At 74.0% G+C, this 24,971-nt stretch carries 23 protein-coding genes and 1 pseudogene; 9 read left to right on the top strand and 15 right to left on the bottom strand.

Features of this window, described 5'->3' with window-relative positions:
- Positions 1-58: 58 nt before the first annotated feature.
- Positions 59-1,258: a PucR family transcriptional regulator gene (locus tag B446_RS03225; RefSeq protein WP_020937975.1), complete on the bottom strand. Its 1,200-nt coding sequence runs from the start codon at positions 1,256-1,258 to the stop codon at positions 59-61.
- A gap of 159 nt (positions 1,259-1,417) precedes the next feature.
- Here B446_RS03225 and B446_RS03220 point away from each other — a divergent pair, with 159 nt between their 5' ends.
- Together B446_RS03220 and B446_RS03215 are read left to right on the top strand one after the other, a co-directional pair.
- Complete coding sequence (locus tag B446_RS03220; protein WP_020937974.1) at positions 1,418-2,911, top strand: long-chain-fatty-acid--CoA ligase; 1,494 nt, start codon at positions 1,418-1,420, stop codon at positions 2,909-2,911.
- Between the two features lie 192 nt (positions 2,912-3,103).
- Positions 3,104-4,927 (top strand): arabinofuranosidase catalytic domain-containing protein, encoded by a 1,824-nt coding sequence (locus tag B446_RS03215; RefSeq protein WP_020937973.1) that lies wholly within the window; start codon positions 3,104-3,106, stop codon positions 4,925-4,927.
- Positions 4,928-5,289: 362 nt separating this feature from the next.
- Here the strand turns inward: B446_RS03215 and B446_RS40095 are convergent.
- Both B446_RS40095 and B446_RS03210 read right to left on the bottom strand, forming a co-directional pair.
- Positions 5,290-5,730 (bottom strand): annotated as a pseudogene (locus tag B446_RS40095) (aquaporin); the annotation flags it as partial.
- A 115-nt stretch (positions 5,731-5,845) separates the two neighbouring features.
- Positions 5,846-6,400, bottom strand: coding sequence for a TetR family transcriptional regulator (locus B446_RS03210; protein ID WP_043477459.1), 555 nt, complete (start codon positions 6,398-6,400; stop codon positions 5,846-5,848).
- A gap of 293 nt (positions 6,401-6,693) precedes the next feature.
- Here B446_RS03210 and B446_RS03205 point away from each other — a divergent pair, with 293 nt between their 5' ends.
- The gene (locus B446_RS03205; protein WP_020937970.1) at positions 6,694-7,575 is read left to right on the top strand and encodes an SGNH/GDSL hydrolase family protein; all 882 of its coding nucleotides are present in this window, start codon (positions 6,694-6,696) and stop codon (positions 7,573-7,575) included.
- Between the two features lie 70 nt (positions 7,576-7,645).
- Here the strand turns inward: B446_RS03205 and B446_RS39565 are convergent, their stop codons facing one another.
- Positions 7,646-7,822, bottom strand: coding sequence for a hypothetical protein (locus B446_RS39565; RefSeq protein WP_020937969.1), 177 nt, complete (start codon positions 7,820-7,822; stop codon positions 7,646-7,648).
- Positions 7,823-7,848: 26 nt separating this feature from the next.
- Positions 7,849-8,205 (bottom strand): PRC-barrel domain-containing protein, encoded by a 357-nt coding sequence (locus B446_RS03200; RefSeq protein WP_043474655.1) that lies wholly within the window; start codon positions 8,203-8,205, stop codon positions 7,849-7,851.
- Between the two features lie 111 nt (positions 8,206-8,316).
- Here B446_RS03200 and B446_RS03195 point away from each other — a divergent pair, with 111 nt between their 5' ends.
- Entirely contained in the window at positions 8,317-8,523 is a 207-nt protein-coding gene (locus B446_RS03195) for a hypothetical protein (RefSeq protein WP_020937967.1), read from the top strand.
- A gap of 39 nt (positions 8,524-8,562) precedes the next feature.
- Here the strand turns inward: B446_RS03195 and B446_RS03190 are convergent, their stop codons facing one another.
- Entirely contained in the window at positions 8,563-9,354 is a 792-nt protein-coding gene (locus B446_RS03190; protein ID WP_043474652.1) for an SDR family NAD(P)-dependent oxidoreductase, read from the bottom strand.
- Between the two features lie 125 nt (positions 9,355-9,479).
- Here B446_RS03190 and B446_RS03185 point away from each other — a divergent pair, with 125 nt between their 5' ends.
- A complete protein-coding gene (locus B446_RS03185; RefSeq protein ID WP_020937965.1) occupies positions 9,480-10,079 on the top strand; it encodes a TetR/AcrR family transcriptional regulator in 600 nt (199 codons plus the stop codon).
- Positions 10,080-10,127: 48 nt separating this feature from the next.
- Here the strand turns inward: B446_RS03185 and B446_RS03180 are convergent, their stop codons facing one another.
- On the bottom strand, positions 10,128-10,847 hold the full coding sequence (locus B446_RS03180) for an FAD binding domain-containing protein (RefSeq protein WP_020937964.1): 720 nt from the start codon (positions 10,845-10,847) through the stop codon (positions 10,128-10,130).
- 189 nt (positions 10,848-11,036) lie between these two features.
- Between B446_RS03180 and B446_RS03175 the strand changes: the two genes are divergently transcribed.
- Positions 11,037-12,173: a PP2C family protein-serine/threonine phosphatase gene (locus B446_RS03175; protein ID WP_043474649.1), complete on the top strand. Its 1,137-nt coding sequence runs from the start codon at positions 11,037-11,039 to the stop codon at positions 12,171-12,173.
- Between the two features lie 6 nt (positions 12,174-12,179).
- Here B446_RS03175 and B446_RS36010 read toward each other — a convergent pair whose 3' ends face one another.
- The gene (locus tag B446_RS36010; protein WP_052352116.1) at positions 12,180-12,461 is read right to left on the bottom strand and encodes a hypothetical protein; all 282 of its coding nucleotides are present in this window, start codon (positions 12,459-12,461) and stop codon (positions 12,180-12,182) included.
- Here B446_RS36010 and B446_RS03165 point away from each other — a divergent pair.
- Positions 12,460-14,262 (top strand): serine/threonine-protein kinase, encoded by a 1,803-nt coding sequence (locus tag B446_RS03165; RefSeq protein ID WP_043474643.1) that lies wholly within the window; start codon positions 12,460-12,462, stop codon positions 14,260-14,262. The genes B446_RS36010 and B446_RS03165 overlap by 2 nt on opposite strands.
- Before the next feature lie 54 nt (positions 14,263-14,316).
- Here the strand turns inward: B446_RS03165 and B446_RS03160 are convergent, their stop codons facing one another.
- From B446_RS03160 to B446_RS03130, 7 genes are all read right to left on the bottom strand, one after another.
- Positions 14,317-15,750, bottom strand: coding sequence for an aminobutyraldehyde dehydrogenase (locus B446_RS03160; RefSeq protein ID WP_020937960.1), 1,434 nt, complete (start codon positions 15,748-15,750; stop codon positions 14,317-14,319).
- Positions 15,743-17,062, bottom strand: a complete 1,320-nt coding sequence (locus tag B446_RS03155) for a flavin monoamine oxidase family protein (RefSeq protein WP_043474640.1) — start codon at positions 17,060-17,062, stop codon at positions 15,743-15,745. Before B446_RS03155 ends, B446_RS03160 begins: the two co-directional genes overlap by 8 nt.
- Positions 17,063-17,096: 34 nt before the next feature.
- On the bottom strand, positions 17,097-18,176 hold the full coding sequence (locus tag B446_RS03150; protein ID WP_020937958.1) for an ABC transporter ATP-binding protein: 1,080 nt from the start codon (positions 18,174-18,176) through the stop codon (positions 17,097-17,099).
- Between the two features lie 3 nt (positions 18,177-18,179).
- Positions 18,180-19,061 (bottom strand): ABC transporter permease, encoded by an 882-nt coding sequence (locus B446_RS03145; protein ID WP_020937957.1) that lies wholly within the window; start codon positions 19,059-19,061, stop codon positions 18,180-18,182.
- Complete coding sequence (locus B446_RS03140; RefSeq protein ID WP_020937956.1) at positions 19,058-19,954, bottom strand: ABC transporter permease; 897 nt, start codon at positions 19,952-19,954, stop codon at positions 19,058-19,060. Before B446_RS03140 ends, B446_RS03145 begins: the two co-directional genes overlap by 4 nt.
- A gap of 3 nt (positions 19,955-19,957) precedes the next feature.
- A complete protein-coding gene (locus tag B446_RS03135; protein WP_020937955.1) occupies positions 19,958-21,085 on the bottom strand; it encodes a polyamine ABC transporter substrate-binding protein in 1,128 nt (375 codons plus the stop codon).
- A 173-nt stretch (positions 21,086-21,258) separates the two neighbouring features.
- Positions 21,259-22,482, bottom strand: coding sequence for an aromatic ring-hydroxylating oxygenase subunit alpha (locus tag B446_RS03130; protein ID WP_020937954.1), 1,224 nt, complete (start codon positions 22,480-22,482; stop codon positions 21,259-21,261).
- A gap of 645 nt (positions 22,483-23,127) precedes the next feature.
- On the opposite strand from B446_RS03130, the gene B446_RS38930 reads away from it, so the two are divergent.
- Together B446_RS38930 and B446_RS03120 are read left to right on the top strand one after the other, a co-directional pair.
- Positions 23,128-23,655: a collagen-like protein gene (locus tag B446_RS38930; RefSeq protein WP_148305718.1), complete on the top strand. Its 528-nt coding sequence runs from the start codon at positions 23,128-23,130 to the stop codon at positions 23,653-23,655.
- The gene (locus tag B446_RS03120) at positions 23,652-24,953 is read left to right on the top strand and encodes an NADH-ubiquinone oxidoreductase-F iron-sulfur binding region domain-containing protein (protein WP_020937952.1); all 1,302 of its coding nucleotides are present in this window, start codon (positions 23,652-23,654) and stop codon (positions 24,951-24,953) included. Before B446_RS38930 ends, B446_RS03120 begins: the two co-directional genes overlap by 4 nt.
- Positions 24,954-24,971: the final 18 nt, after the last annotated feature.

Raw genomic sequence — 24,971 nt, 5'->3', positions numbered from 1 at the left:
CTCACCGGCCGACCGGAAACCTTCACGACCACTTTCCGTCACCGTCCGGGGCGTCCTGCTACCGAGGCGAACGCTGCTCACGTCGCCCCGCCGGCCGCGGGACGAGCCGGAGCGTGTGCAGGGCGGCGCCGAGATCGGCCAGGTCGGCGGGATCGGAGAGCGAACGTCCCGTCAGTTTCTCCACCCTGCGGAGCCGGTAGCGCACCGTGTTCGGGTGGATGAACAGCCCGCTCGCCGTCTCGGTGGCGACGCCCCCGTGCGTGAACCAGTGTCCGAGCGTGTGCAGCAGCCGCGCCCGCTCGGGAGCCGGCAGCTCGAGGACCGGGCCGAGCACGGTCTCGACGAGGCGGGCGGCCTCGGCGGGGGCGGCGGCGACCAGCATGGCGAGCGGACTGTCGTCGAAGCGGGCCACCCCCGGCCCCTCGCCCGGGAGCCCGGCCAGTGCCAGCCGCGCGAACCGCAGGGCCTGCGGGGTGTCACGCAGCGAGTCGAACCGGGGACTGACCCCCACCCGCGCCGAACCCCGCCGCAGCGCCCGCCCGATCAGCGACTCGGAGTCGGGGTGGGTGAGGGAGAGCAGCCCGAGCTGCGCGTCCGGCAGCAGCCGCCAGGCCGAGGGCACACCCGCCTGGCGCAGGGCGCCCTCGATCCCGGGCAGCGGCTCCCCGCCCGGATCGGGCACCGCGGCGGCCACCACCGCGTACGGGCCACGCTCCGGCAGGCCGAGCTGCCGCGCCGTCTCCCACAGCGTCGTGCGGTCCGCGAGCGCGCCCGTGAACAGCGCCTCGACCAGCGCCGAGCGGCGCGCCTCGCGTTGCAGGGCCAGCTCGGCGCTGGCCTCGCGGTAGGCCGCGGCGACCGCCTCCGCGTAGCGCCCGAACTGCGCCCAGATCTCGGAGGATCCGGCCACCAGATGGGCATCCGTGACCTCCGGGTGCCGCCGGGCCTCGTCGACCATCCGCTCCCACAGGTAGCCGAACCCGATCCGGTACGCGTGCAGCGTGTCCGCGAGCGGCACCCCCTGCTCGGCCCGCAGCCGGCCGGTCCGCTCCGCGGGCCCCACGTCGGGCTCCGCGTCGAGCGCGAACCGCCCCAGCAGCTGGTCGGCGTTGGCCGTGCACGACTCCCGCAGCGACACGAACGGGATCAGCGACTCGTCCGCGTACGCCTCGACCTCCGCGCGGATGCGCACGGCCATCCGCTCGCCCAGTTCCGGCAGCCGTGCCCGCAGGGCGGCGCTCACCTCCGACAGACTCATAGCCGCAGCGTACGAGGTGCTTGTTGTCGCCCGGGACAATCCCGGCCGCCCCACGCTGTCCGCCCGGCCATGGATCTTCGTCCGGCCCGAGGACACCATGCCGTGAGCGTCGGCGGGGGAGCCCGGCGCGCGCAGCGGACATGCATGCGAGGAGGCATCATGGCGAATCTGGCGGAGTTCCTTTCCGAGACCGCGGGCGAGCGGCCCGACGCCACGGCGTTGCGGCTGGGGACGCGGACCACCACCTACGCCGAACTGGACCGGCTCAGCGCGCAGGCCGCCGCCCTGCTGCGCACCGAGGGCCTGCGGACCGGCGACCGGGTCGCCCTGATGCTGCCGAACGTGCCCGAGTTCGTCGTCCTGTACTACGCCGTGCTGCGCGCCGGCGGCATCGTCGTACCGATGAACCCGCTGCTCAAGGAGCGGGAGACCGAGTACCACCTGCGCGACTCCGGCGCCGTGCTGCTCTTCGAGTGGCACCAGGCGCCCGGCGAGGGTGCCCAGGGCGCGGCGGCGGCCGGTGTGCGGCGCATCGCCGTCGAACCCGACGCCTTCGCCGCCGAACTGACGCGTCTGGAGCCCCGGCCCGAGGTGGCCACGGTCGCCGGTGACGACGTCGCCGTCCTGCTGTACACCTCGGGGACGACCGGCCGGCCCAAGGGTGCCGCGCTCACCCACGCGGGACTGCGCCACAACACCGAGGTCAACGTCGTCCACGTGCAGCGGCTGACCTCCGACGACGTCATCGTGGGCTGTCTGCCGCTGTTCCACATCTTCGGGCAGACCTGCACCATGAACGTCGCCGTGTACAGCGGCGCCGCGCTCACCCTCATACCCAGGTTCGACCCGCAGGCCGTGCTGGACGCCGTCGCCCGCGACCGTGCGACCGTCTTCGAGGGCGTGCCCACGATGTACGCGGCCCTGCTGCAGCACCCGGGTGCCGCCGACGCCGACGTGTCCACCCTGCGCATGTGCGTCTCGGGCGGCGCGTCCCTGCCGGTGGAGATCCTGCACGGATTCGAGCGGCGGTTCGGCTGCATGGTGCTGGAGGGCTTCGGCATGTCCGAGACCAGCCCGGTCGTCTCCTTCAACCATCCCGACCGCCCCCGCAAGCCCGGGTCCATCGGGACGCCCATCCGCGATGTCGAGGTGCGCCTGCTGGGCGACGACGGCCGCGACGTGGCCCCGGGCGAGGTCGGCGAACTCGTGGTGCGCGGGCCCAATCTGATGAAGGGCTACTGGAACCGCCCGGAGGAGACCGCGGTCACCGTGCCCGACGGCTGGCTGCGCACGGGCGACCTGGCCCGGCGGGACGAGGACGGCTACCTGTACATCGTCGACCGCAAGAAGGACATGATCATCCGCGGCGGCTACAACGTCTACCCGCGGGAGATCGAGGAGGTCCTGCACGAGCACCCCGCGGTCGCCCTGGCGGCGGTCGTCGGTGTGCCCGACGAGCGGCTGGGCGAGGAGGTGGCGGCGGCGGTCGTCCTGCGCCCGGGGGCCGGGGCGAGCGCGGAGGAACTCCAGGCGTACGTGCGGGACCGGGTGGCGGCGTACAAGTACCCGCGCAGGCTCTGGCTGGTGGACGCGCTGCCCATGGGCCCGAGCGGGAAGATCCTCAAGCGCGAGATCTCCGCCCCGGTGCACTGAGCGGCCGGCCGCCTCGGGAACCACCGGGAAGCAACAATTCAGGACACGTACACGACTTTAAATAAGGGGGAAGCAACAAATCTTGACGTGACCCACCATGGTCCGTACCTTCCGCAGCGGTCGATGTGATGTCCCGGACTCGACTATCACGTCCGCCCGTTCAAGCACGTCCCGTCCTTCGAGGAGCAGACGATGCGCGGAAAGAGATCGATCCTTGCCGTCCTGGCACTCCTGCTGGGTGCCCTGGTCGGCGTGGCCGGGCCGGCGCATGCCGCCGGCTCCCTGCCCTGCGACATCTACGGGGGCGCCGGCACCCCGTGCGTCGCCGCGCACAGCACGGTACGCGCGCTGTTCGCCGGCTACGCCGGTCCCCTGTACCAGGTCACCCGGGCCTCGGACGGCGCCAAGGCCGACATCGGCCTGCTGGCGGCCGGCGGCTACGCGGACGCCGGACGCCAGGACACCTTCTGCGGCGGCACGACCTGCCGGATCACCCGGATCTACGACCAGACCGCACGGCACAACGACCTGACCCCGGGGCCGGCCGGCACCGCCGGCATGGGCGCGGACCGTGGCGCGGACGCCGGTGAGATCGCGGTCACCGCCGGCGGCCACAAGGTCTACGGCGTGTGGATCTCGCCCGGCGTCGGCTACCGCTACACGGGCGTCGCCTCGGGTGTGGCCGTCAACGGGCAGCCCGAAGGCGCCTACATGGTGGCCAGCGGCACCCACGTGGGCTCCGCCTGCTGCTTCGACTACGGCAACGCCGAGAGCGCGCCGGCCGACACCGGCAACGGTCACATGGACGCCGTGAGCATCGCGACCACCTGCTACTTCGCGCCCTGCACCGGCTCCGGACCCTGGGTCGAGGCGGACCTGGAGAACGGCATGTTCCAGGGGGACAACGGCTCTAACACCGCCAACCGCGGCAACGGCAGCACGTACGTCACCGCCGTGCTCAAGAACAACGGGCAGACGCGGTACGCCCTCAAGGGCGGCGACGCGCGGTCCGGGGGACTGACCACGTGGTGGGACGGCGCCCTGCCGACGCGCGGCGGTTACCAGCCGATGCACCAGGAGGGCGGCATCATCCTCGGCATCGGCGGCGACAACAGCAACTGGAACAGGGGCACGTTCTTCGAGGGCGTGATGGTCTCCGGCTATCCGACGGACGCCGCCGAGAACGCGGTGCAGGCGAACATCGTCTCGGTCGGCTACACCGGGCAGACCGACGTGCCCAACGGGCCGCAGGGGACGGTCACCGGTCCGGGCGGCAAGTGCGTCGACGTGGCGGCCGACGACACCGGGGTCGACGGCACCGCCGTGCAGCTGTGGGACTGCCAGACCTATGCCGAGGACCAGCACTGGACCCACAACGCCGACGGCTCCCTGGGCACGCTGGGCCGCTGCCTCGATGTCGACGGCAACGGGACGGCGAACGGTACGCAGGTCGAGCTGTGGGACTGCAACGGGGTCGGTGGTCAGAAGTGGGTGCAGCAGGCGGACGGTTCGCTGCTGAACCCGCAGTCCGGGCGGTGTCTGGACTCGCCCGGCGGGGCCACGGCCAACGGCACCCGGCTGCAGATCTGGGACTGCAACGGCGCGGCGGCGCAGAAGTTCTCGGTGGGCGGCGGCGCCCCGGTCACCGGTCCGGGCGGCAAGTGCGTCGACGTGGCGGCCGACGACACCGGGGTCGACGGCACCGCCGTGCAGCTGTGGGACTGTCAGTCCTGGGCGGTCGACCAGCACTGGTTCCACCGCTCCGACACCTCGCTCGGCACGCTGGGCCGCTGCCTCGACGTCGTCGGCAACGGGACGGCGAACGGTACGCAGGTCGAGCTGTGGGACTGCAACGGGGTCGGTGGTCAGAAGTGGGTGCAGCAGGCGGACGGTTCGCTGCTGAACCCGCAGTCCGGGCGGTGTCTGGACTCGCCCGGCGGGGCCACGGCCAACGGCACCCGGCTGCAGATCTGGGACTGCAACGGATCGGCGGCGCAGAAGTTCAGGCTGGGCTGAGCGGGGTCCCGCCGGACCGGGCGGGGAGGGACGGCGCCGGGCCCGCACGGGCCCCGGGCGGGGCCGGCGCCGCCGTCCCCCTCCGGGGCCCGGCGCCCGAACAGCACGGTCGCGGTCCCCAAGCCGACCGCCGTCCCGAGCAGTTGGGCGGCGACGAACGGGAGCACGGAGCCGGGCGCGATGCCGGCGGCGGTGTCGGTCAGCGCCCGGCCGATGGTCGCCGCCGGGTTCGCGAACGCCGTGGAGGAGGTGAACCAGCAGGCGGCCGCCGTGTACGCGGCCGCGGCGGCCGGCAGGGCCCGGGCCCGGCCGGCGCGCTCCAGGCCGACGACGAGCAGGACGAGACCGGCCGTGGCGACGGCCTCGCCCAGCCACAGGTGGCCGCCGGACCGCTCGTGCGTGGAGAGCCGCAGCAGCGGCCGCGCGAACATGGCGTCCGCCAGCACGGCACCCCCGAGCGCACCGGCCGTCTGCGCCGGTAGGTAGGCGGCGACCTCCCGCGGCGTCGGCCCCGCGCCGCGGCGGCGGCCGGCGTACCAGGCGGACAGGGTCACGGCCGGATTGAGGTGACCACCGGACACCGGCCCGAACAGGGTGACCAGCACCCCCAGGCCGAGGGCGCCGGCCAGCGAGCAGGCGAGCAGCCGCACACCGGCGTCCTGCGACAGCCGGGTGGCCTGGATCGCCGAGCCGGCGGCCACCGCGACCAGCAGCCCGGTGCCGACCGCCTCGGCGGCGGCACGGCGGGCGAGGGCTCCGGCCGTGGTGGCGCCCGGTCTCCGGGGTGGCGCTTCGTTCGTCATGAGAGGCAGTCTCGGGTCGTCCCAGGGCCGGGAACACTGGACGAACACCTGATCCTGGAGGGGGTCCTCCCGTCGGGCGCACGACGACGGGCCTCGAGCGGGAGGGCTCGGCACCTCAGGGACAGGGCGTCAGGATCTCCTGGAACAGCGCCCCGTAGTGGGCGATGAGTTCCTTGCCGTCGGTCCGGAGCAGGCTCTCGTCCCTGGCCACCCACAGCGCGTACAGCAGCCCTCCCGCCAGCGACGCCGCCAGCCGGGCCCGCAGGTCGGCGTCGGGTCCGGACAGCCGCCCGCGCAGCGGCTCGACGAACACCTTCTCGTGGGTCTCCCGGAGCCGGTCGAGGATCTGGGCCTCGTTGCTGCCCCGCACGAGGGCCAGGAAGATGCCCCGCGCCGATCCGTCGAGCTCCAGGAGGAGTTGGGCGAGGCGCTCGCCCAACTCCTCCAGTGGCACGTCGAGCAGCGGTTCGTCGTCGATGGTCAGGTGCATCGTCTCCAGGAAGAGCAGCTCCTTGCTCTTGAAGTGACGGATCACCAGCGCCGGGTCGGTCCCGGCGTCCGCCGCGATCCTGCGGACGGTGGTCCGGGCGAACCCCTGGTCGCGAAAGAGCCGGGCGGCGGCGGTGTGGATGGCATCGCGGGTGGTGGAACCGGAACCGGTCTGCGGCATGCGGCTCAGCATAGGCGGCACGCCGCCGTCCCCCGGGGGCGGTCAGGATTTCAAGAAGTTCGGTCAACATTGTTGACGTGCCCGTCCGGCGCCCGCACATTACCTATCAGTAGAACCGAGCGGTAATCCCGCCACCGGTCTCCACGGCCGTCGACGTGCGCTCTTTCGCCCGGCCCGCGTCCCGTCGGCCGGTACTTCCCATTGCTCGAGCCGCCGCATTCTCGCGAACCAGCACGCCCCGGGCGCCCCCGCCCGTACGCCTCCGCGTCCCCGTCCCGAGAAGAGGGAGCACCATGCCCCTGCCCATCCTGCGCCGTGTCATGGCCGCGTCAATTGCGGCCGCCGGAACGCTGGCCCTCAGCGTCACCGGCGTCACCGGCAGCCCCGCCCACGCCGCCACCCCCCTGAAGTACGCCGCCCTCGGCGACAGTTACAGCGCCGCCTCGGGCGTCCTGCCCGTGGACCTCGGCAACCTGCTGTGTCTGCGCTCCACGGCCAACTACCCGCACGTCATCGCCGCGCGCACCGGAGCCCGGCTGACGGACGTCACCTGCGGCGCCGCCCAGACCAAGGACTTCACCCAGGCGCAGTACCCGGGGGTCGCACCCCAGGTGGACGCGGTCGCCGCGGACACCGACCTGGTGACGCTGACGATCGGCGGCAACGACAACGGCACCTTCATCAACGCCATGCTCGCCTGCGGCACCGCGGGCGTCCTCAGCGGCGGCAAGGGCAGCCCCTGCAAGGACAAGTACGGCACCTCGTTCGACGACGCGATCGACGCCCACACCTACCCCGCGCTCAAGACCGCCCTGAACAGTGTCCGCGCCAAGGCGCCCGGCGCCCGGGTGGCGGTGCTCGGCTACCCGTGGATCACGCCGGCGACGGCCGACCCGGCCTGCTTCGCCCAGCTTCCGATCGCCTCGGGCGACGTGCCGTACCTGCGTGCCCTGCAGACCCACCTCAACGCCGTCGTCGCACGGGCGGCCGCGGAGACCGGCTCGACCTACGTCGACTTCGCCCAGGCGTCCGAAGGCCACGACGCGTGCGAGGCCCCCGGCACACGGTGGATCGAACCGCTGCTGTTCGGCCAGAACATCGTCCCGGTGCACCCCAACGCCCTGGGGGAGCGGCGGATGGCGGAGCGCACCCTGTCCGTCCTCGGGCTGGGCTGACCGGCGGCGCCGCCTCCGGACGCCCGGTCGCCGGCCCCGAGCGGGACCGGCGACCGGAGCGCCCGTCGGCTCAGCGGGCCAGGCGGTGCTTCCTTCCGCCGCCCCGGCGCAGCCGCGTACCGGCGTAGACGAGGTCGACGACCAGCACGGCGGCGCCGATGATCAGCAGCCAGAACAGGCCGTGCGTGGCGAATCCGATGATTCCCAGCACCACGGCGACGAGGATCAGCAGCAGGAACAGACTCATCGGACCTCCCGACGTCCAGGGTGCCGTCAGCGGCGGGCGAGACGCCGCTCGCCGCCGCCGCCCGGCGCGTAGTCGAGTTCGTAGTGCGCGAAGACACCCGGTTCCTCCGTGGCACGCAGCTCGCCGTCGGTGTCGATCGCGGGTGCCTTCTTCACCACGTCCTTGCTGTGGGCCACCTTCAGATAGCCCGGACCGACCGTCGCCCCGACCAGTGGTACGAACGCCAGCCGGCGACGGGTGGGCAGCCCCACCGTCACGGTCGCGAAGAAGGGTCTGTCGGTCGCCGTGTCCACGTAGACCGACTCCAGTACGCCGATCTTGTGGCCTTGCGGGTCCACCACCTCGTGACCCCGCCACTCACGGATATCTCCTGCCTCGAACATAAGGGACCTCCGCCAGTCGCGGGTACCCCCGTTCCCGCCCGTGATGTCACCACCGGCCCGAACGGCGGTCCACCGGGTGCGGCACCGCCCGGCCCGGGCGAGGGTGACGGCATGCCCCAGGTCGTCGTGTACCCCCCCGCACCCGACGGCGGCCGCCGTGTCCGCGTCGCCGGCTCCTTCGTGGGGATGGCGTACACGGTGATCGACGTCGTCGAGTTCCTGCGCGGCGCCGGCCTGGAGGACGTGGAACCGGAGGACGTGGTGGGCGCCGAGTGGATCGAGTGGCGGGGCGGCGGCCCGGGCGACTGGGTGCACTGAGCGCGCTGAGCGCGGGAGCGCACCGGCGGCGCCCCGGGTTCAGCGGCTGGAGCGCTGGGCCGCCACGATCGCGTCCATGCTCCGCTCCGCGCCCGCCAGCCGCTGCACCCGCTCGGAGAAGCCCGGGAACTGTGACGCGACCTTGGTGAGGAACCGCAGTTCCAGCGGGGCCACGTTGATCTCGGCCACGTCCCGCTCGATCGCCCGGGTCACCCCCTTGACGACCCGCTCCGGCGCGACCGTGCGCACGCCCCCTGGCGCCGCCGACCCGGTGTTCGCGAACATGCCCAGGTCCCGGACGAAACCCGGCTGCACGATCGAGACCCCGACGCCCGTGCCGTGCAGGTCCTGCCGGAAGGCCAGGGAGAAGCCGCGCAGCCCGAACTTCGTCGCGTTGTAGAGGGACGACGACCGGGTGGCCGCGACGCCCGAGAGCGACCCCACGAAGCAGAGGTGCCCGCGCCCGGCGGTCACCATGGCGGGGGCGAGCAGCCGGGCCAGCATCGCGGGGGCGCGCAGGTTGACCGCCAGCGCACGGTCGATCTGCGCCGGCGTGTAGTCGAGCACCTCACCGCTGGAGGGCAGCGCCGCATTGGCGACCAGGATGTCCGTATCCGCGGCCTCCTCCGCCAGCCGCTCGACGTCGCCGGCGTCGGCCAGATCGGCCACCACCGTCCGCGCGCCGTAGCGCTCGGCGAGCGGCTCCAGCGCCTCGCGCCGCCGCCCGGTGAGTATCAGCCGGGCGCCGCGGGCCGACAGTTCGGCGGCGAGCGCGCCGCCGATCCCACCCGTGACTCCGGTCAGCAGCACAGTTGCCCCAGCGATCCGCACGGTTACCCTCCGGTTCTGTTCGTTCGAACGAACAATAGGGAGGGACGAGCACGCTGTCCACCGCCCGGCCGGGCGGACGCCGACGCAGTCGGGAGCCGGCGACGGCTGGTGGAACAATGCGTGGCATGCCGAACACCGCCCCCTCCGCCCCGACGCGCCAGCGCATCATCACCGCCGTCCTGCGGATCATCGGTGAGGACGGGGTAGCGGCGGTGACCAACCGGCGGATCGCCAGGGAGGCCGGGGTGTCCCTCGGCTCGGTCACCTACCACTTCGAGACCCAGCACGACCTGCTGCGCGAGAGCCTGCTGCACTTCGTGCGCGAGGAGGCCCGGCACTTCACCGAGCTCGCCGACCAGTGCCGGACCGAGGACCTCGGTATCGAGGACGCCGCCTCGCTGGCCGGCCAGGTCGCCTGCGGCTCGGCGCTCGACAGCGCCCATCTCGCGCCGTTCGAGCTGTACCTGCACGCCGGTCGCGACGAGCGGCTGCGCGAGGCGGCGGCCGAGGCGTTCAGGGCCTACGACCGGCTCGCCGCGCGCGTCCTCACCGCACTGGGCGTGCCGGACGCGGAACGCCTGGCGGCCACGACGGTCGCCCTCGTGATGGGCCTGCAACTGCGCCGGCTGGCCACCGGCGGTCCCGCGGAGGACCTGGTCGACGCCCTCCTCCTGCTCGCCCCCGGCGCCGTCGGCAGCCCTGCCACCACGGCGGACCCGGTCTGAGCGACGCGTCCGCCGTCTCCAGGACGCCGCGCGCCCCGTCGCTCCCGCTCACCCGTCGTCGGCGGCCCGCAGCACCGCTTCCACCTGCTCGTCCACGGCGTCCCACGCGGCCTCCGGCAGGGCGCGCAGCCCTGTTCCGCGGAGCGTGCGCGGCGCGGTGCCGGGGGCGTCGCCGTACGGGGCGTCGCCGTCGATCACCTCGTAGCCGTCGCGTACGGCGACACGGAGGCGGCGGCCGGAGGTGTCGGCGTGCAGGGCGACGGAGACGGTGCGCGGTGGGCGGCCGCCCGGGTCGGCCGGCAGCTTGCGGTAGGCGCTGGCGACCGGCTCCCGCCAGCGCAGGCCGAGCAACAACGGGCGCTTGGCCGTGACCTCGGACAGCTCGGTCTCCCGGACGCCGTCCGGCCCCAGCACCGACGCCCGCGCCTCCAGGACGAGCGCGGCGGGCAGCAGGCAGCGCAACGTGCTGCCCACGAGATTGCCGCCGACCGTCGCCGTCCGGCGCACGGCGCCTGTCCCCACGCTTGCGGCGGCCAGCCGCAGCACGTCCGGCACCCGGTCGTCGATCCGGTGCAGCACCACCGCCGCGCCCAGCGTCCCCCGCCCGAGCGCGTTGGCCTCCGGGACGCCGCGCAGCGACATCGCCAGGGTCGGAAACCCGTCCCGCTGCCACTCGGCCCACAGCAGCGTGGCCCCGCCGATCGGCACCGCGCCCTCGGCCAGACACTCCCGTGCCTCGGACACGGTGGTGGGCAGTCGCAACAGCATGGCAACCGACCTGCCTTCCGGAGAATCGCCGGTACCGCGCCAGTCTCGCCGCACCCCCAGGGGCGCGTGCAGGGCTCACACGGGCATGCCGGGGGCCCCGACCCCGCCGCCGGCGGGCGGCGCGCCCCGCGTCCCCCGCCGGCCGTCCCCCCGCTCGTCGGCCACCGCGCGGTGGTGCACTGTGGAGACGTGGATGTTCGGCGAGGCCTCGGCGTCGTACGGCAGCCGTGGCAGTCGAGTCACGCGTTGCTGGTGATCCCGGTCCTGCTCATCGTGGTGATCACGGTCGTGGACCAGCTCGTCCCGGCCGACATCCACCTCGGTCCGCTGCTGGTGATCGCCCCCGCGATCACCGCGTCGTTCGCCGGGCCGTGGATCACCGGCCTGGTCGGCTTCCTGACCGTGGGCGCGCAGGCGTACATCGGCTGGCACTTCGGCGTGCTGTTCACCCGCAACGTGCTGGTGCAGATCCTCGCCCTGACGGTCCTGTCGGCGCTGACCGTCTTCTACTGCGTCCTGCGCGACCGGCGCCGCCACCAGCTCGCCCAGGTGCGCATGGTCGCCGAGGCCGCGCAGCACGTCCTGCTGTGGCCGCTGCCGGAGCAGATCGGCTCCATGCGGATCGCCTGCCTGTACCTGGCCGCCGAGGCCGAGGCGCAGATCGGCGGTGACCTGTACGCGGCCACCCCCACCGACAGCGGCGTGCGGGTGATGATCGGCGACGTGCGGGGCAAGGGCCTGTCCGCCATCGGCGAGGCGGCGCTCCTCATCGGCGCGTTCCGGGAGGCCGCCCACCACCACACCACGCTGCCCGCCCTGGCCAAGGCGCTGGAGCAGAGCGTGGCCCGCAACCTGCCGGAGCTGGAGACCGAGGGGGAGACGGGGGAGCGGTTCGCGACCGTGATGCTGGTGGAGATCCCGGACACCGACCCCATCACCCGCGTCCTGAGCTGCGGGCACCCGCCGCCCCTGCTGCTCAGCGCGGCCAGCGTCGCCCTGGTCCCGGTGCACCCGGCGCCCCCGCTCGGGGTGCACGAGCTCGGCGAGGCGGAGTACACCCTCGACGCGTTCTCCTTCGAGCCCGGCGACACCCTCCTTCTCTACACCGACGGTGTGATCGAGGCCCGCGACGCCGGCGGCGCCTTCTACCCGCTCGCCGCGCGGGCCGCCCAATGGGCCGGGGACAGCCCGGAGCAGTTGCTCCACCACATCCGCCGCGACCTCCTCGCCCACGTCGGAGGGCGACTCGACGACGACGCGGCGCTCATCGCGCTCTGCCGGGTGCCCGAGGCCCAGCGCGGCCACCGGCACCGGCGGCCGCCGTGAGCACCCTCACCGCGCCGACGCCTCCCGCCGACGCGCCCCCGCGGGCCGCTGCCGCCCGGCGACGGCCCGGCGCCGCGAGCGGTGGCCGACGTAGGGCCGGAGCGGACAGCCGAGGGGCACGTCACCACCGGCGACCTCGATCCCACCCTCGACCCGCCGCACGCCACCGGCCCTCTCGCCGGCCTCCTCGACACCCCGCTCGACCCCGCCCCCCGACGCGGAGCCGTCCCACAGCGGGGCGGGGGCGGCGCCCCGGCACCAGGCGGCGGCAACTAAGCTCCGGCGCATGAACGGTGAGGGCAGCGACAACAGCGGCAGACGCGTTGTCGACGGGCGGTTCGAGCTGGAAGCACGGCTCGGCGGTGGCGGAATGGGCATGGTCTGGCGTGCGACGGACCTGGCGCTCCAGCGGAGCGTGGCCGTGAAGGAGGTCCGGCCGCCCGACCCGGACCTCGCCGAGTACGACCCGGAGGCCGCCCGGATGCTCCGTGAGCGCGTCCTGCGCGAGGCGCGCGCCCTGGCCCGGGTCGACCACCCCAACGTCGTGACCATCCACCACATCGTCGACGGCGGCCCGGGAACCTACCCCTGGATCGTCATGGAACTCGTCACCGGCGGCTCCCTCGCCGACCGCCTGGAGCGCGGACCGATGAGCCCCCGGGAGGCGGCCCGGACCGGGCGCGAGGTGCTGGCCGCGCTGCGCGCCGCCCACGAGGCCGGGATCCAGCACCGCGACGTGAAGCCGGCCAACGTGCTGCTGCGGCCCGACGGCCGCCCGGTGCTCACGGACTTCGGCATCGCCGCCGTCCGGGAGGCGAGCTCCCTCACGGCCACCGGGTCGGTCATCGGCACCCCCGACTACATGGCCCCCGAACGCGTCTCGGGCCACGACGGCGGCCCCGCCTCGGACCTGTGGTCGCTGGCGATGATGCTGTACGCGGCCGTCGAGGGCCACCACCCGCTGCGCCGCGGCACGACCCTGGCGACGCTCGCCGCCGTCCTCTCCGACGACATCCCGCCGCCGGTCAAGGCCGGGCCGCTGCGGGACGTCCTGACCCGCGTCCTCGTCCGGGACCCCGCGGCCCGGCCCGGCGCCGCGGAACTGGAACGCATGCTGGAGACCGCGGCCCGCGAGGCCGAGGCGCCCACTTCCTTCCAGCTGCACGCCCCCTCCGCCCCGCCGGTCCAGCCGCACGCCCCCTCCGCCCCGCCGGTCCAGCCGCACGTCCCCTCCGCCCCGTCGGTCCAGCCGCACGCCCCCTCCGCCCCGCCGGTCCCCGGCCCGGCGGACACGGTGCCCACCGGCTTCGGACCCGCGCCCGCCATGACCTCCGGCCCGTACGCCGCACCCGGCACCCCGACGGCGTACCCGGGCCCGCACGACGCGCGTCCCGGCTCCCCCACCGTCGCCGTGCGTCCGGACCGCCCGCGCCGCTGGGCGCTGGTCGGCCTGCCGGCCGCGGGCGTGGCGCTCGCCGGGGTGCTCGTCTGGACGCAGCTCCCGGACAGCGGCACCCACGGTTCGGGGTCCACCGCCCGCGGGTCCTCCGCCGCCGGCGGCCCGGCCACCACCCGGTCGCCGGCCGGCGACCCGGCCACCACGCCCTCCGCGGAGGACCCGACCGACACGACGAAGGACCTGCTGACACCGGACGGCATCCGCGGCGTGATCCGCGCGTTCAGGAAGGAGACCGGCCGGGACCGGTACGGATCCTTCACGGTGTACCCCGGGTACGTCTCCGCCGACCTGATGGTGAAGGGCAGCGACACCGCCTACGACTCGTACACGTACTACGTGGGCCGGGGCGTCCAGAAGGGCATCATCAGCAACTCGCTGTCGGGCGGGGAGAAGCCCGTCAGACTGGACGGCTTCGACTGGGACAAGGTCCCGGGCCTGCTGGCCGAGGCGAAGCGCAAGCTGAAGGTCGACCACGTGAACACCCGCTACCTGGTGGTCAACCTCCCGGACGACACCTTCGGCGACCCCGCCGGCATGTCCGTCTATCTCAGCAACGCCTACAGCCAGAGCGGGTACATCGCGGCCACCCCGAAGGGCAAGGTCCTCAGGGTCATGCCCTACGACGGCTGATCGGCGTGATGCCCCCTACAGGAAACCGGGGCGGTGTGGCGGGCCCGCCCTTCCTCACAGCATCACGTGCTTGACCTGCGTGTAGTCGAGCAGGCCGGTGAGGGAGAGGTCGCTGCCGTAGCCGGAGTGGCGCACTCCGCCGTGGGGCATCTCCGAGACGGTCGTGCCGTGGGTGTTCACCCAGACGATGCCCGTCCGCAACGCCCGGCTCGCGCGCATGGCCCGGTCGTGGTCGCGGGTCCAGACGCTCGCCGCCAGCCCCTGCGGAACGGCGTTCGCCATCCGGAACGCCTCGGCCTCCTCCGTGAACGGCTGGATCGTGACGACGGGACCGAACACCTCGCTGCGGACGATCTCGTCCTCCTGCCGGACCCCGGCCACCACCGTGGCCTGGTGGAAGTAGCCGGGGACGGGCAGCGCCAGGCCTCCGGCGACCACTTCGGCATGGTCCGGGAGCCGGTCCAGCAGGCCCCGCACGCCCGCGAGCTGGGCGGCGCCGGCGAGCGGGCCGAAGTCGGCGTGCGCGTCGTCCGGGCCGCCCGGCGTCCGCCGCGCGGCCCGGTCGGCGAAGGCGTCGAGGAACACGTCGTGGATCCGGTGGTGCACGAGGATCCGGGTGGCCGCCGTGCAGTCCTGGCCCGCGTTGTAGAAGGCCAGCGACGACAACTGCTCGACCGCGTCGTCGAGATCGGCGTCCTCGTGGACCAGCACCGGCGCGTTGCCGCCGAGTTCCAGGTGCAGGCGCTTGAGGTCGGCGGCCGCCGCGGCGGCGATCTGCTGTCCGGCGCGGACGCTTCCGGTGACGGCCACGAGCCGGACCCTCGGGTGGGCGACGAGCAGCCGGCCGGTGCCGCGGTCGCCGCACACCACGTTGAGGACACCGGGCGGCAGGTGCCCGGCGGCCAGCCGGGCCAGCAGCACGGCCGTGGACGGCGTGCCGTCGGAGGGTTTGAGGACGACCGTGTTCCCGGCGGCCAGCGCGGGGGCGATCTTCCACACCGCCATCATCAGCGGGTAGTTCCACGGGGTGATCTGGGCGCAGACGCCGACCGGCTCGCGGCGCAGCAGGGAGGTGCGACCCGGGGTGTACTCGGCCGCCGCGGCGCCCGGCAGGTTGCGGGCGGCCCCGGCGAAGTACCGCAGCACGTCGACGATCGCGGGCATCTCGTCGGCCAGGAACAGCGCGCGCGGCTTGCCGGTGTCGGCCACCTCGGCGTCCGCCAGCTCGTCCGCCGCCGCCTCCACGGCGTCCGCGATGCGCAGCAGTCCGGTCTGCCGCTGTGCCGGCGTCGTGGTGGCCCAGCCGTCGAAGGCGTCCTCGGCCGCCCGGCAGGCCGCCTCGACGTCCTCGGGGCCCGAGCGGGGAGCCGTGCCGTGCTGCCGCCCGGTCGCCGGGCCGATCAGCCGCACGGTGGCCCCCGAGGCGGCCGGCAGCTCCTTGCCGCCGATGTGGTTCAGGACGGTGGTCCCACGGGCGGGGTCAGCCACGGCGCAGCGCCTCCTCGGCGGCGGCGCGGCCGGTACGGACCGCGCCCTCCATGTATCCGGCGACCCACTGGTCGGAGCCGCAGACGTAGAACGGCGGTTCGTGCGTGCCGTGCAGCGGACCCACCGCCGTGACCTCGCCCGGCGGCCACTGGGTGACGTAGCCCTGGGTCCACGGGTCGGTGCCCCACAGCCGCAGGTGGCAGGAGGCGGGGCGGAGCGCCTCTTCGCCGAACAGGGCGGCGGCCTCGGCCAGCAGTTCGGGGGTGCGCAGCTCGGGCGGGGTGCCCAGCAGGACCCCGTAGCGCTCGGGCGGTATCAGCGCGGACAGGACGCCCTCGCCCTGCGGCCAGGTGCTGCCGAGGACGCCCTCGGTCTCGGACAGGGCGTTCAGACCGGCCTCGCGCCAGAACGGCCGGTCGTAGACGGCGGCGAACTTGGCGGCGACCGCCTGGCGCTGGCGGTGCAGCGAGGCGAGCCGCGCCTCGCTCACCCCGCTGACGGCGACGGACCTGAGGGGGCCCACCGGCAGCGCGCTCACCACGGCCGAGGCGGTGAGCAGTTCGCCGGTGACCAGCCGCACGGCGCAGCGGCCGGGGCGTACCGCCACGGCGGCCACGGGTGAGCCGAGCCGGACGCGCGGGCCCAGTTCGCGGCCCAGGACCTCGGCGAGCGTCGCCGACCCCTCGGCCAGGCGCAGCCCCTCCCAGTCGGCGTAGTCGTAGTCGCCGGTGCCGGGACCGGGCACCGCCGCGCTCTTGCGCAGCGCGGCCAGCAGCGAGATCCGCTCGTAGGAGCCGCCGGCCAGGGCGAGCTGGCCGATCTCCCACAGGCGCACCACGGCGGGCGTGGCGTGCCGGGAGCGCAGCCAGCCGGCCACGGACAGCCGGTCCAGGGCGTCGGCCTCCGGGTGCGACCAGGGGTCCTCGGGGTCGACGCCGGCGGCCAGCGCGCCGAACTCGGCGCCGAGCCGCTCGTGCAGGAACGCGTCCCCGGGCCCGAACCAGTGCGGCGGATCTCCGGCCGAACGGCCCTCAGGGGTGGCGCGGGTGATGCGGCCGGGTTCGGCGACATAGCTGGGGACCAGTTCCAGGCCGAGTTCCTTCGCCAGCCCGAGATAGGCGGTGTGGCCGCGGCCGACCACCTCACCGCCGAGCTGGACGGTGCGGCCGTCGGGTGTGCGGGTCTGCTCGACCCGGCCGCCGACCCGGTCCCGGGCCTCCAGGACGAGCACGTCGGTGCCGGCGGCGGCCAGGTCCCGGGCGGCGGCGAGCCCGGCGAGACCGGCACCGAGCACGATCACGTCATGATGCATGGTTCCGCTTTCGGGTAAGGGGCGGTCGGGGCGGTCAGGCCAGCACCAGGCAGTGCTCGGGCCGCCAGCCGAACTCCACCGTCTCGCCCCCGCTCCAGCGGTCCTCCATACGGGCCCGGGCGGTGTTCTGCTCCAGCACCGACAGCGTCACGCCCGGGGCGAGCTCGATCAGATAGGTGGTGGTCGGGCCGCTGTAGACGGTCTCGCGGATCACCCCGCGCAGCATCGACATGCCCGGCTCGAAGTCCGACAGCCAGATCTTCTCGGGCCGCACCGACACGCTGACTGCGGAGCCGTCGGCGATGTCCTTCCGGGCGCCGACGGGGAGGGCGGGACCCTGCTCCAGGGCGACCTCGCCACCCCGGTAGGTGCCGGTCATCAGGTTGGAGGTGCCGAGGAAGGAGGCCACGAACCGGCTGGCGGGATGCTCGTAGACGTCCTCGGGGGTGCCGCACTGCTCGATGCGGCCCTCGTTCATCACGGCGATCCGGTCCGACATGGTCAGCGCCTCGTCCTGGTCGTGGGTGACGAAGACGAAGGTGATGCCGACCTCCCGCTGGATCTGCTTCAGCTCCACCTGCATCTGCCGGCGCAGCTTCAGGTCCAGGGCGGCCAGCGGCTCGTCGAGGAGCAGCACGGCCGGACGGTTGACCAGTGCGCGGGCCAGGGCGACCCGCTGCCGCTGACCGCCCGAGAGGGTGCGCGGCTTGCGGTCGGCGAGGCCGCCGAGTTGTACCAGGTCGAGCATCTCGCCCACGCGGCGGCGCAGTTCGGCCTTGGGGACGCCCTTGCGTTTCAGTCCGAAGGCGACGTTGTCGGCGACGCCGAGGTGGTCGAAGAGCGCGTAGCTCTGGAAGACCGTGTTGACGTTGCGCCGGTTGGGCGGCAGCGCGGTCACGTCCTCACCGGCGAGCAGCACCGAGCCCTCGGTGGGGTCGCTGAACCCGCCGATCATGCGCAGCGTGCTGGTCTTGCCGCAGCCGGAGGGGCCGAGCAGCGAGAAGAAGTGGCCGGCGTCGATGTCGAGGTCGAGCCGGTGGACGGCGTAGGAGTCGCCGAACTGCTTGGAGACGCCGTCGAGCCGGACGGCCGGGGTCGCTGCGGTCGCGTCCATGGGTCACTCTCCGGAGAGGATGTCGAGGCCGCCGCGGCGGCCGAAGAGGCGCGGGATGAACAGGGCCAGGGCGATCAGCGCCACGGATCCGGCGAGCATCAGCGTGCCGACGGCGTTGATGGTGGGCTGTACGCCGAAGCGGATCGCCGAGTAGATCCGCACCGACAGCGGCTGGGGATCGACGCCGGTGGTGAAGTAGGCGAGGACGAAGTCGTCGAAGACGAGCGCGAAGATCAGGACGGCGGAGGCGAGCACGGCGGGCAGCAGGGCCGGCAGGGTCACCAGCCGGAGCGCCTGCCAGCGGGTGGCGCCGAGGTCCATCGCGGCCTCCTCCACCTCGGGATGGAGTGCGGCCACCCGGGAGCGGAGGATCACGGTCACGTAGGAGATGGAGAAGGTGATCTCGGCGAGCATCACCGTGCCGGTCGACAGGGCCACGCCGAGGCCCTTGAACAGCAGCATGGACGCCACCCCGGTGACGATCTCCGGGGTGATCAGCGGCACCAGCATGACGAGGCCGGCCAGCGAGCCCAGCCGGGTGCGGCAGCGCACCAGGCCGAGCGCGAGCGCCACGCCGAGGACGACCGAACCGGCCATCGCCACCAGGGAGATGCGCAGGCTGGTGCCCAGGGAGGCCAGCAGCACGTCGTCGTGGACGAAGGCGCGGTACCAGCGCAGGCTGAACCCGCCGAAGACGGTCAGGGACTTCTTGGAGTTGAAGGAGAACAGCGTCACGACGCCGATGGGCAGGTAGAGGAGGACGAAGAAGACCGCGGTGACGGCGACGAGCAGCCGGGGCCTGCGGTCGGCGCGGCCGCGGCGGGCACGGGCCCGGGGGGCCGGGCGGGCGGGCGCGGTGGCGGTGGGCAGGCGCAGCAGGGTCATCGGGCGGCCTCCGCCTCGTCCTTGCGGGTACGCCGCAGGTAGCCGAACATCCCGATCAGCAGGACGAGCATCAGCAGCATCGTCAGCGCGGAGCCCAGCGGCCAGTTCTGGCCCTGGAAGAACTTGTCCTGGATGAGATTGCCGATCATGATCTGGTCCGGTCCTCCCATGAGCTGGGCGCTGACGAAGTCGCCCATGGCGGGCAGGAAGACCAGGACGAGCCCGGCCGCCGCGCCCTGCCGGGTGGCGGGCAGGGTGACGAAGAGGAAGGTGCGGACCGGGCCGCCGTAGAGGTCGCGGCCGGCCTCGATGAGGGAGACGTCCAGCCGCTCCAGGGCCGCGTACAGCGGGATGATCATGAAGACCACGAAGCCGTAGACGAGTCCCGCGACCACGCCGACACCGGTGTTGAGGATCCTCGTGTTCCCGTCGGCCAGTCCGACGGCGCGCAGCGCACGCAGCACGGGACCGTCGTCGGACAGCACCACCGACCAGCCGTACATGCGGACCAGGTAGTTGGCGAAGAACGGCACCACGATCGCGGCGATCAGCGCGTGCTTGTAACGGCCGCCGTGCAGGGCGACGGTGTACGCCACCGGGTAGGCGACCAGCAGGCAGATCAGGCAGGTGAGCAGGGCGTAGCCGAGGGAGCGGGCCATGACCTCGGTGTAGGCGGGGTCGGCGAGGGCCCGGACGCCGGACAGGTCGAAGCCGAAGCGGGGGTTGCCGAGTTCGTCGGTGGTGCCGACCGCGAGGATCGCGACGAGGACGAGCGAGGCGATCAGGAAGCCGGTCATCCACAGGGTGCCCGGCAGCATGAGCCAGGTCCACATGCGGCTGCCGGAGGCGTCACCGGGCCGGCGGGTGCGCGAGGAGGGGCGGAGCGGTGCCATGGGTCAGCCCGCCTTCACATGGGTCCAGGCGGTGTCGCGGGCGTCCTCCGCCGCGCGGCTGCCGTTGCGGAAGAACAGGCCGGCCTTCAGGTCGGCCTCGGTGACCAGGCACTCGGGGAAGGGTTTGACGAGGTCGGCGTAGGTCTTCTCGGAGCCGGCCACCGGCATCGGGTAGCCGATGTACTCGATGTTCTTCTTCACGTTCTCCGGCCGCAGCATGTAGTCGATGAACAGCATGGCCGTGCCCGGATGCTGCGCGTTCCAGGGGATGGCGTAGCAGTCGGAGTTGATCGGCGTGCCCTCCTTCGGGGCCTGGAAGCCGAACACGGAGGGGTCCTCGGCCTGGTTGAGCATGGCCGCCATGTCGCCGCTCCATGCCTGCGTCATGACCGCGTTGCCGTTGAGGAGGTTGTTGTAGCTGTCGCTGGAGAAGCCGCGCAGCCGCGGCCGCAGGGTGCCCAGCAGGGCGGTGATGCGGTCGAGGTCCCCGGTGTCGCCGGTGCTGACGCCGAGGCCGAGTTCGAGGGCCCCCATGCCGAGCACCTCGTCCCGGTCGTCCAGCAGGAACACCTTGCCCCTTGCCCGGTCGCTCCAGAGGTCCTTCCAGGAGCCGGTCAGTTCGCCGATCCGGTCGCGGCGCCAGCCGATGCCGGTCTTGTACGCGGTGAAGGGGACGGTGTGCGCGGAGCCGGGGTCGTACCACGGGTCCGCGTAGTACGTGTACGTGCCGAAGACGGCGTGCGCGTTGCTGAGCCGGCTGTGGTCGATACGGCGCAGCCGGCCGCCGCGGACCAGGCGCTGGGCCCATTTGGCGGTGGGGAAGACGATGTCGTAGCGGTTGCCCGCGTTGAGCTTGGCGACCATGCCCTCCATCGAGTCGAAGTTCGACTGGACGACCTTGACGCCGTACTCCTTCTCGAAGCCCTTGAAGACGGACGGGTCGACGTAGTCGGCCCAGTTGAAGTAGACGAGGTCGCCGTCGACGCGGGCCCGGACGGGGGCGAGGGCCTTGGCGTCGGGTCGCGCGGCGGGCATGAACCCGCAGCCTGCGGCCGCGGCGCCCAGCAGTCCGCCGGTACCCGCGCGCAGGAGGGCGCGGCGGGTCGGTGGGGTGGGTGGAACAGGGGACATGAAGCGTCCTCTCCGTCGAGGAACGGCACAAGTCCAGGGCGGACCGGCTGGTCGGCTCGCCGCGGGCCCTGACTCCGCGGTGAAGACCGGTCTGGGGTGGTGCGGCGCGTGTCAGCGGGGGAGGGATAAGCCCGGCGGGAGCGGCACGGGGCGGGGGCGCGGCGCGGCGGGTGTCACGGAGTGGCCCCCTCCAGGTCGTCCCGGACCCGGCGGGCGAACCAGCCCACGGCGGCCTCGCGCCGCGAGAGCGGCCCCGGCTCGAAACCGGGCGTGGCCAGCCCGGCCTGGACGCGCTCCACCAGCTCGGCGTCCTCGTCGTTGGTCACCCAGCCGATGTGGATGTTGAGCCGGCGGGCCATCCGGGTGCGGACGCTCTCGCCGTGCCGGGTGTAGAAGGCGCCGGGGATCGCCGCCCGGTCCTGGGCGGTGGGCAGGGCGGTCCACGCGAGCACGTGGTCAGGGTAGAAGTCGATGAGCGTGTTCGGGTAGATCACGGCGTACCGCCAGACCCGCCGGTCGGCCTCGGTCAGACCCGGCATCGGCGTGGCGAGGCGCTGGTAGAGCCGCTCGGTCCAGTTCGAGGAGGGCTTGTCGCGCAGCGGGGACTCGAACAGGACGTAGTGCTCCCGCACGTCCACCGTGTACGCCTGGTAGTCGAGCAGCCGCATCAGCGCGGGGTGGGCCACGGGGACGTGGTAGCCCTCCAGGTAGTTGTCGACGATCACCTTCCAGTTGGCGTTCTGCTCCTCGCCGCCCGCCAGGTCGTGGATGCGGTGCTTGCCGACCGGGACCAGGCCGGCCCCGGCGTAGTGGCCGACGGCCTCGGCGAGCCCGGCGCACGTCCTGGCCAGCGGGGCCGCCTCGAGGTCGAGGTTGACGAAGACGAAGCCGAGGAAGGACTCGACGTTGACCGGGTGCAGCCCCAGCTTCGGCTTGTCGAGGCAGGGGATCCGGCGCGCCTCCGGGGCGCCCACGAGCCGTCCGTCGAGCTTGTACGTCCAGCCGTGGTACGGGCACCGGATCGCCTTGCCCGCCGGTTCGGGCCCGGCGACCAGGCGGGTGCCGCGGTGCCGGCAGACGTTGAGGTGGGCGGCGAGTCCGCCGTCCTCGGTCCGTACGACCAGGACCTCACGGCCGGCGACCCTGGCGGTCAGGCGCGCGCCGGGTTCCGGCAGGTCGGACTCGTGGCAGGCGAGCTGCCAGGACCGCGCGAAGATGCGCTCGGTCTCCACCTCGGCGACCGCGGGGTCGGTGTAGTAGCGGGCGGGCAGCGCCTCCCCGGGATGCTCCTGTCCGGGGGGTTCCTGTCCGGGATGTTCCTGTCCGGGGGCCTGCTCGGGCGGGGCGGGCCTGGCTGGGGAGACGGTGTCGGCTGCCCGGGAAGTCGAGGGGTGCATGGGTCCTCCTCCGCGCCGCTGCGGCGGCGATGGGCGGTGAGGCTGGGCCCGGAACGGGCGGCGGGCGCGGCGTTCCGGAGGCCGTCCGGACCTCGGGAAGTCCGGCTGACTGATTGGTTAGTCAGAGTGGAGCGGGGGCGGGAGCAAGTCAAGACTTGTGGGCTGACTGATTAGTTAGTTAGTGTCGTCGGCAGGTGGCCGGCCGGGCCCGTGGACAGCGGCCCGGCACCGGCCACGCGAGCCCGCGGACGCCGCTCGGCCCTCGTCCGGCCCCGTCCGCGCCACGACCCGCCGTCCGGCAACCGGACCCCACGGTCCCCGGGACACGCACGGCCCCGGCCGGTGCCCCGCCCTCCCTCACCTGACGCCCCGGCTCCGCGCCGGGCACGAGACCCGGCTCCCCCGCCACTTCTCGCGGTGCCGGAGCACCCCGTCCCCGCCCTCGCGCCACCCCGCCCCCGGAGCACCCGGACGCGGGGCCACCCCGGAGGCACGTATGAGCGCTCGCCGAAGTCTCGTCTGGCTCGGCCTCACACCCGAGCCCGAACAGGAGCTGCCCGCAGCGGTGGCCGCCTGCGCGCACCGGCGGCCGGCCGCCCCTCCCCGGCCCTGGTCGCCGCCGAGCGCCGGCGCGTCGAGCGGCTGGTGCTGCGTGGCACCCAGCGCGGTTGGCTGCGCTACCTGGGCGAGGTCACCGAGCTGGTCGTCGCGGCCGCCGCGGCCGCCGGTGCCGAGCACCCGGACCCGCGCCCGGCCCTGGTGGCCGGCGAGGTGGTCCTCGACCACCACCGCATGCTGATCGGCCTGCCGGGAGCGGGATACGCCCGCACCGCCGCCCAGCGACGGGACCTCGAACACGCGGTGGCCCGCCTGCGGGGCTGTCGGGACGGCGGCCCGTCCGGCCTTCCTGGTCCGTCTGCTCTGGCCGGTCCGTCTGGTCTGGCCGGTCCGTCCGGCCGTTCCGGTCCGTCCGGCCGTTCCGGTCCGTCCGGCCGTTCCGGTCCGTCCGGCCGTTCCGGTCCGTCCGGCCGTTCCGGTCCGTCTGGCCGGGCCGATCCGCTCGGGCTTCCCGACGCGGCCGGTCTCCGTGGTCCGTCCGGCCCTCCTGGCCCGTCCGGCCTTTCCGATCCGCCCGGCACGTCCGGCCCCTCCGAACCCGGGAGCACCCCATGACCGGCGTCTTCTCCCTCCTCCCCGAAGGACGGCCCGGCCTCCTCCTCCCGCACGGCGAGGCCGGGCCCGGCACCGGCCCCTCCGGCGCGGGCCCGGGCGAGGACCTCGGCCGGTACCTCGCCCGGGGCGGCTACGCGCCGCTGCCCGACCCCGACGCCCTGCTCGACCGTGTCGCCGTGGCCGGGCTGCGCGGCCGGGGCGGAGCCGGGTTCCCGGCCGCCGTCAAGCTCCGGGCCGTCCGCGACGCGCCGGGCCGCTGCGTCGTCGTCGCCAACGGCGAGGAGGGTGAGCCGGGTTCGGTGAAGGACCGCTGGCTGCTGCGGTACCGACCGCACCTGGTCCTCGACGGCCTCCGGCTGGCCGCGGCCATGACCGGCGCGGCGCGCGGCTGGGTGTACCTCTCCGACGACCACGCCGAACGGGCCGTCCGGCGGGCGCTTGCCGAACGTCCCGCCGAGCCGGCCGCCGAGCCGACCGCCGAGCCTGCCCTCGACGTCGTGCGCACGGAGCACACCTACGTCGCGGGGGAGGAGTCCGCGGTCGTCCGGCGCGTCGATGGCGGGCGGGCCCTGCCCACCGCGAAACCGCCACGCCCGTTCGAGAGCGGCGTCGGCGGCGCGCCCACCCTGGTCGCCAACGTGGAGACACTGGCCAGGATCGCCCTGATCCACTCCCGGCCCGACGCGGCGGCCGCCGTCGCCGCCGGTCATCTGGTGACCCTGTCCGGGCGCGGCGGCGCCGACGGGGCGACGGCACTGCTCGAGGTGCCCGCCGGCACCCGCCTGAAGGTCCTCGCCGACCTGGCCGGGCACGGCGCGGCCGAGGCCGTCCTGCTGGGCGGGATGTTCGGCGGCCTCCACGGTGACGGCTGGCCGGACCTGCCGCTCGACCACGACGGCCTGCGCGCGGCCGGCGCCGCCCTCGGCTGCGGCGCCCTGCACTTCCTGCACCCCGGGGACTGCCCGGTCGCCGTGGCCACGGAGGCCGCCGCCTACCTCGCGGCGCAGAGCGCCCGGCAGTGCGGTGTCTGCGTCTCCGGCACCGGAGCCCTGGCCACCACCCTCGCGGCCGTCGCCCGCGGCGCGACCGACGACGATCCGGTCGGCAAACTACGCCGCTGGTCAGGGCAGTTGCCGGGCCGCGGGGCCTGTGGGCTGCCCGACGCCGCTGCCCGGGTCGTCACCACCCTGCTCGACCGGTTCCCCGACCCCGTCGACGCCCACCGCGACGGCGCCTGCCCGGCGTGCGCGCGCCCGGCCCCCGAGGACGGCCGCCGGTTCAGGGTGCCGGTGCCCTGACCTCGCCGCCCGGCCCGG

The organism is Streptomyces collinus Tu 365 (assembly GCF_000444875.1).
GTDB classification, from domain to species: domain Bacteria; phylum Actinomycetota; class Actinomycetes; order Streptomycetales; family Streptomycetaceae; genus Streptomyces; species Streptomyces collinus_A.
This window is presented reverse-complemented; position numbering and strand designations above follow the sequence as displayed.

Excerpts from the sequence above, each read along its gene's own strand:
- B446_RS03225 (WP_020937975.1), bottom strand. The coding sequence starts at position 1,258 with ATGAGTCTGTCGGAGGTGAGCGCCGCCCTGCGGGCACGGCTGCCGGAA.
- B446_RS03220 (WP_020937974.1), top strand. The coding sequence starts at position 1,418 with ATGGCGAATCTGGCGGAGTTCCTTTCCGAGACCGCGGGCGAGCGGCCC.
- B446_RS03215 (WP_020937973.1), top strand. The coding sequence starts at position 3,104 with ATGCGCGGAAAGAGATCGATCCTTGCCGTCCTGGCACTCCTGCTGGGT.
- B446_RS03210 (WP_043477459.1), bottom strand. The coding sequence starts at position 6,400 with ATGCCGCAGACCGGTTCCGGTTCCACCACCCGCGATGCCATCCACACC.
- B446_RS03205 (WP_020937970.1), top strand. The coding sequence starts at position 6,694 with ATGCCCCTGCCCATCCTGCGCCGTGTCATGGCCGCGTCAATTGCGGCC.
- B446_RS39565 (WP_020937969.1), bottom strand. The coding sequence starts at position 7,822 with ATGAGTCTGTTCCTGCTGCTGATCCTCGTCGCCGTGGTGCTGGGAATC.
- B446_RS03200 (WP_043474655.1), bottom strand. The coding sequence starts at position 8,205 with ATGTTCGAGGCAGGAGATATCCGTGAGTGGCGGGGTCACGAGGTGGTG.
- B446_RS03195 (WP_020937967.1), top strand. The coding sequence starts at position 8,317 with ATGCCCCAGGTCGTCGTGTACCCCCCCGCACCCGACGGCGGCCGCCGT.
- B446_RS03185 (WP_020937965.1), top strand. The coding sequence starts at position 9,480 with ATGCCGAACACCGCCCCCTCCGCCCCGACGCGCCAGCGCATCATCACC.
- B446_RS03180 (WP_020937964.1), bottom strand. The coding sequence starts at position 10,847 with ATGCTGTTGCGACTGCCCACCACCGTGTCCGAGGCACGGGAGTGTCTG.
- B446_RS03165 (WP_043474643.1), top strand. The coding sequence starts at position 12,460 with ATGAACGGTGAGGGCAGCGACAACAGCGGCAGACGCGTTGTCGACGGG.
- B446_RS36010 (WP_052352116.1), bottom strand. The coding sequence starts at position 12,461 with ATGCGCCGGAGCTTAGTTGCCGCCGCCTGGTGCCGGGGCGCCGCCCCC.
- B446_RS03155 (WP_043474640.1), bottom strand. The coding sequence starts at position 17,062 with ATGCATCATGACGTGATCGTGCTCGGTGCCGGTCTCGCCGGGCTCGCC.
- B446_RS03150 (WP_020937958.1), bottom strand. The coding sequence starts at position 18,176 with ATGGACGCGACCGCAGCGACCCCGGCCGTCCGGCTCGACGGCGTCTCC.
- B446_RS03145 (WP_020937957.1), bottom strand. The coding sequence starts at position 19,061 with ATGACCCTGCTGCGCCTGCCCACCGCCACCGCGCCCGCCCGCCCGGCC.
- B446_RS03140 (WP_020937956.1), bottom strand. The coding sequence starts at position 19,954 with ATGGCACCGCTCCGCCCCTCCTCGCGCACCCGCCGGCCCGGTGACGCC.
- B446_RS03135 (WP_020937955.1), bottom strand. The coding sequence starts at position 21,085 with ATGTCCCCTGTTCCACCCACCCCACCGACCCGCCGCGCCCTCCTGCGC.
- B446_RS03130 (WP_020937954.1), bottom strand. The coding sequence starts at position 22,482 with ATGCACCCCTCGACTTCCCGGGCAGCCGACACCGTCTCCCCAGCCAGG.
- B446_RS03120 (WP_020937952.1), top strand. The coding sequence starts at position 23,652 with ATGACCGGCGTCTTCTCCCTCCTCCCCGAAGGACGGCCCGGCCTCCTC.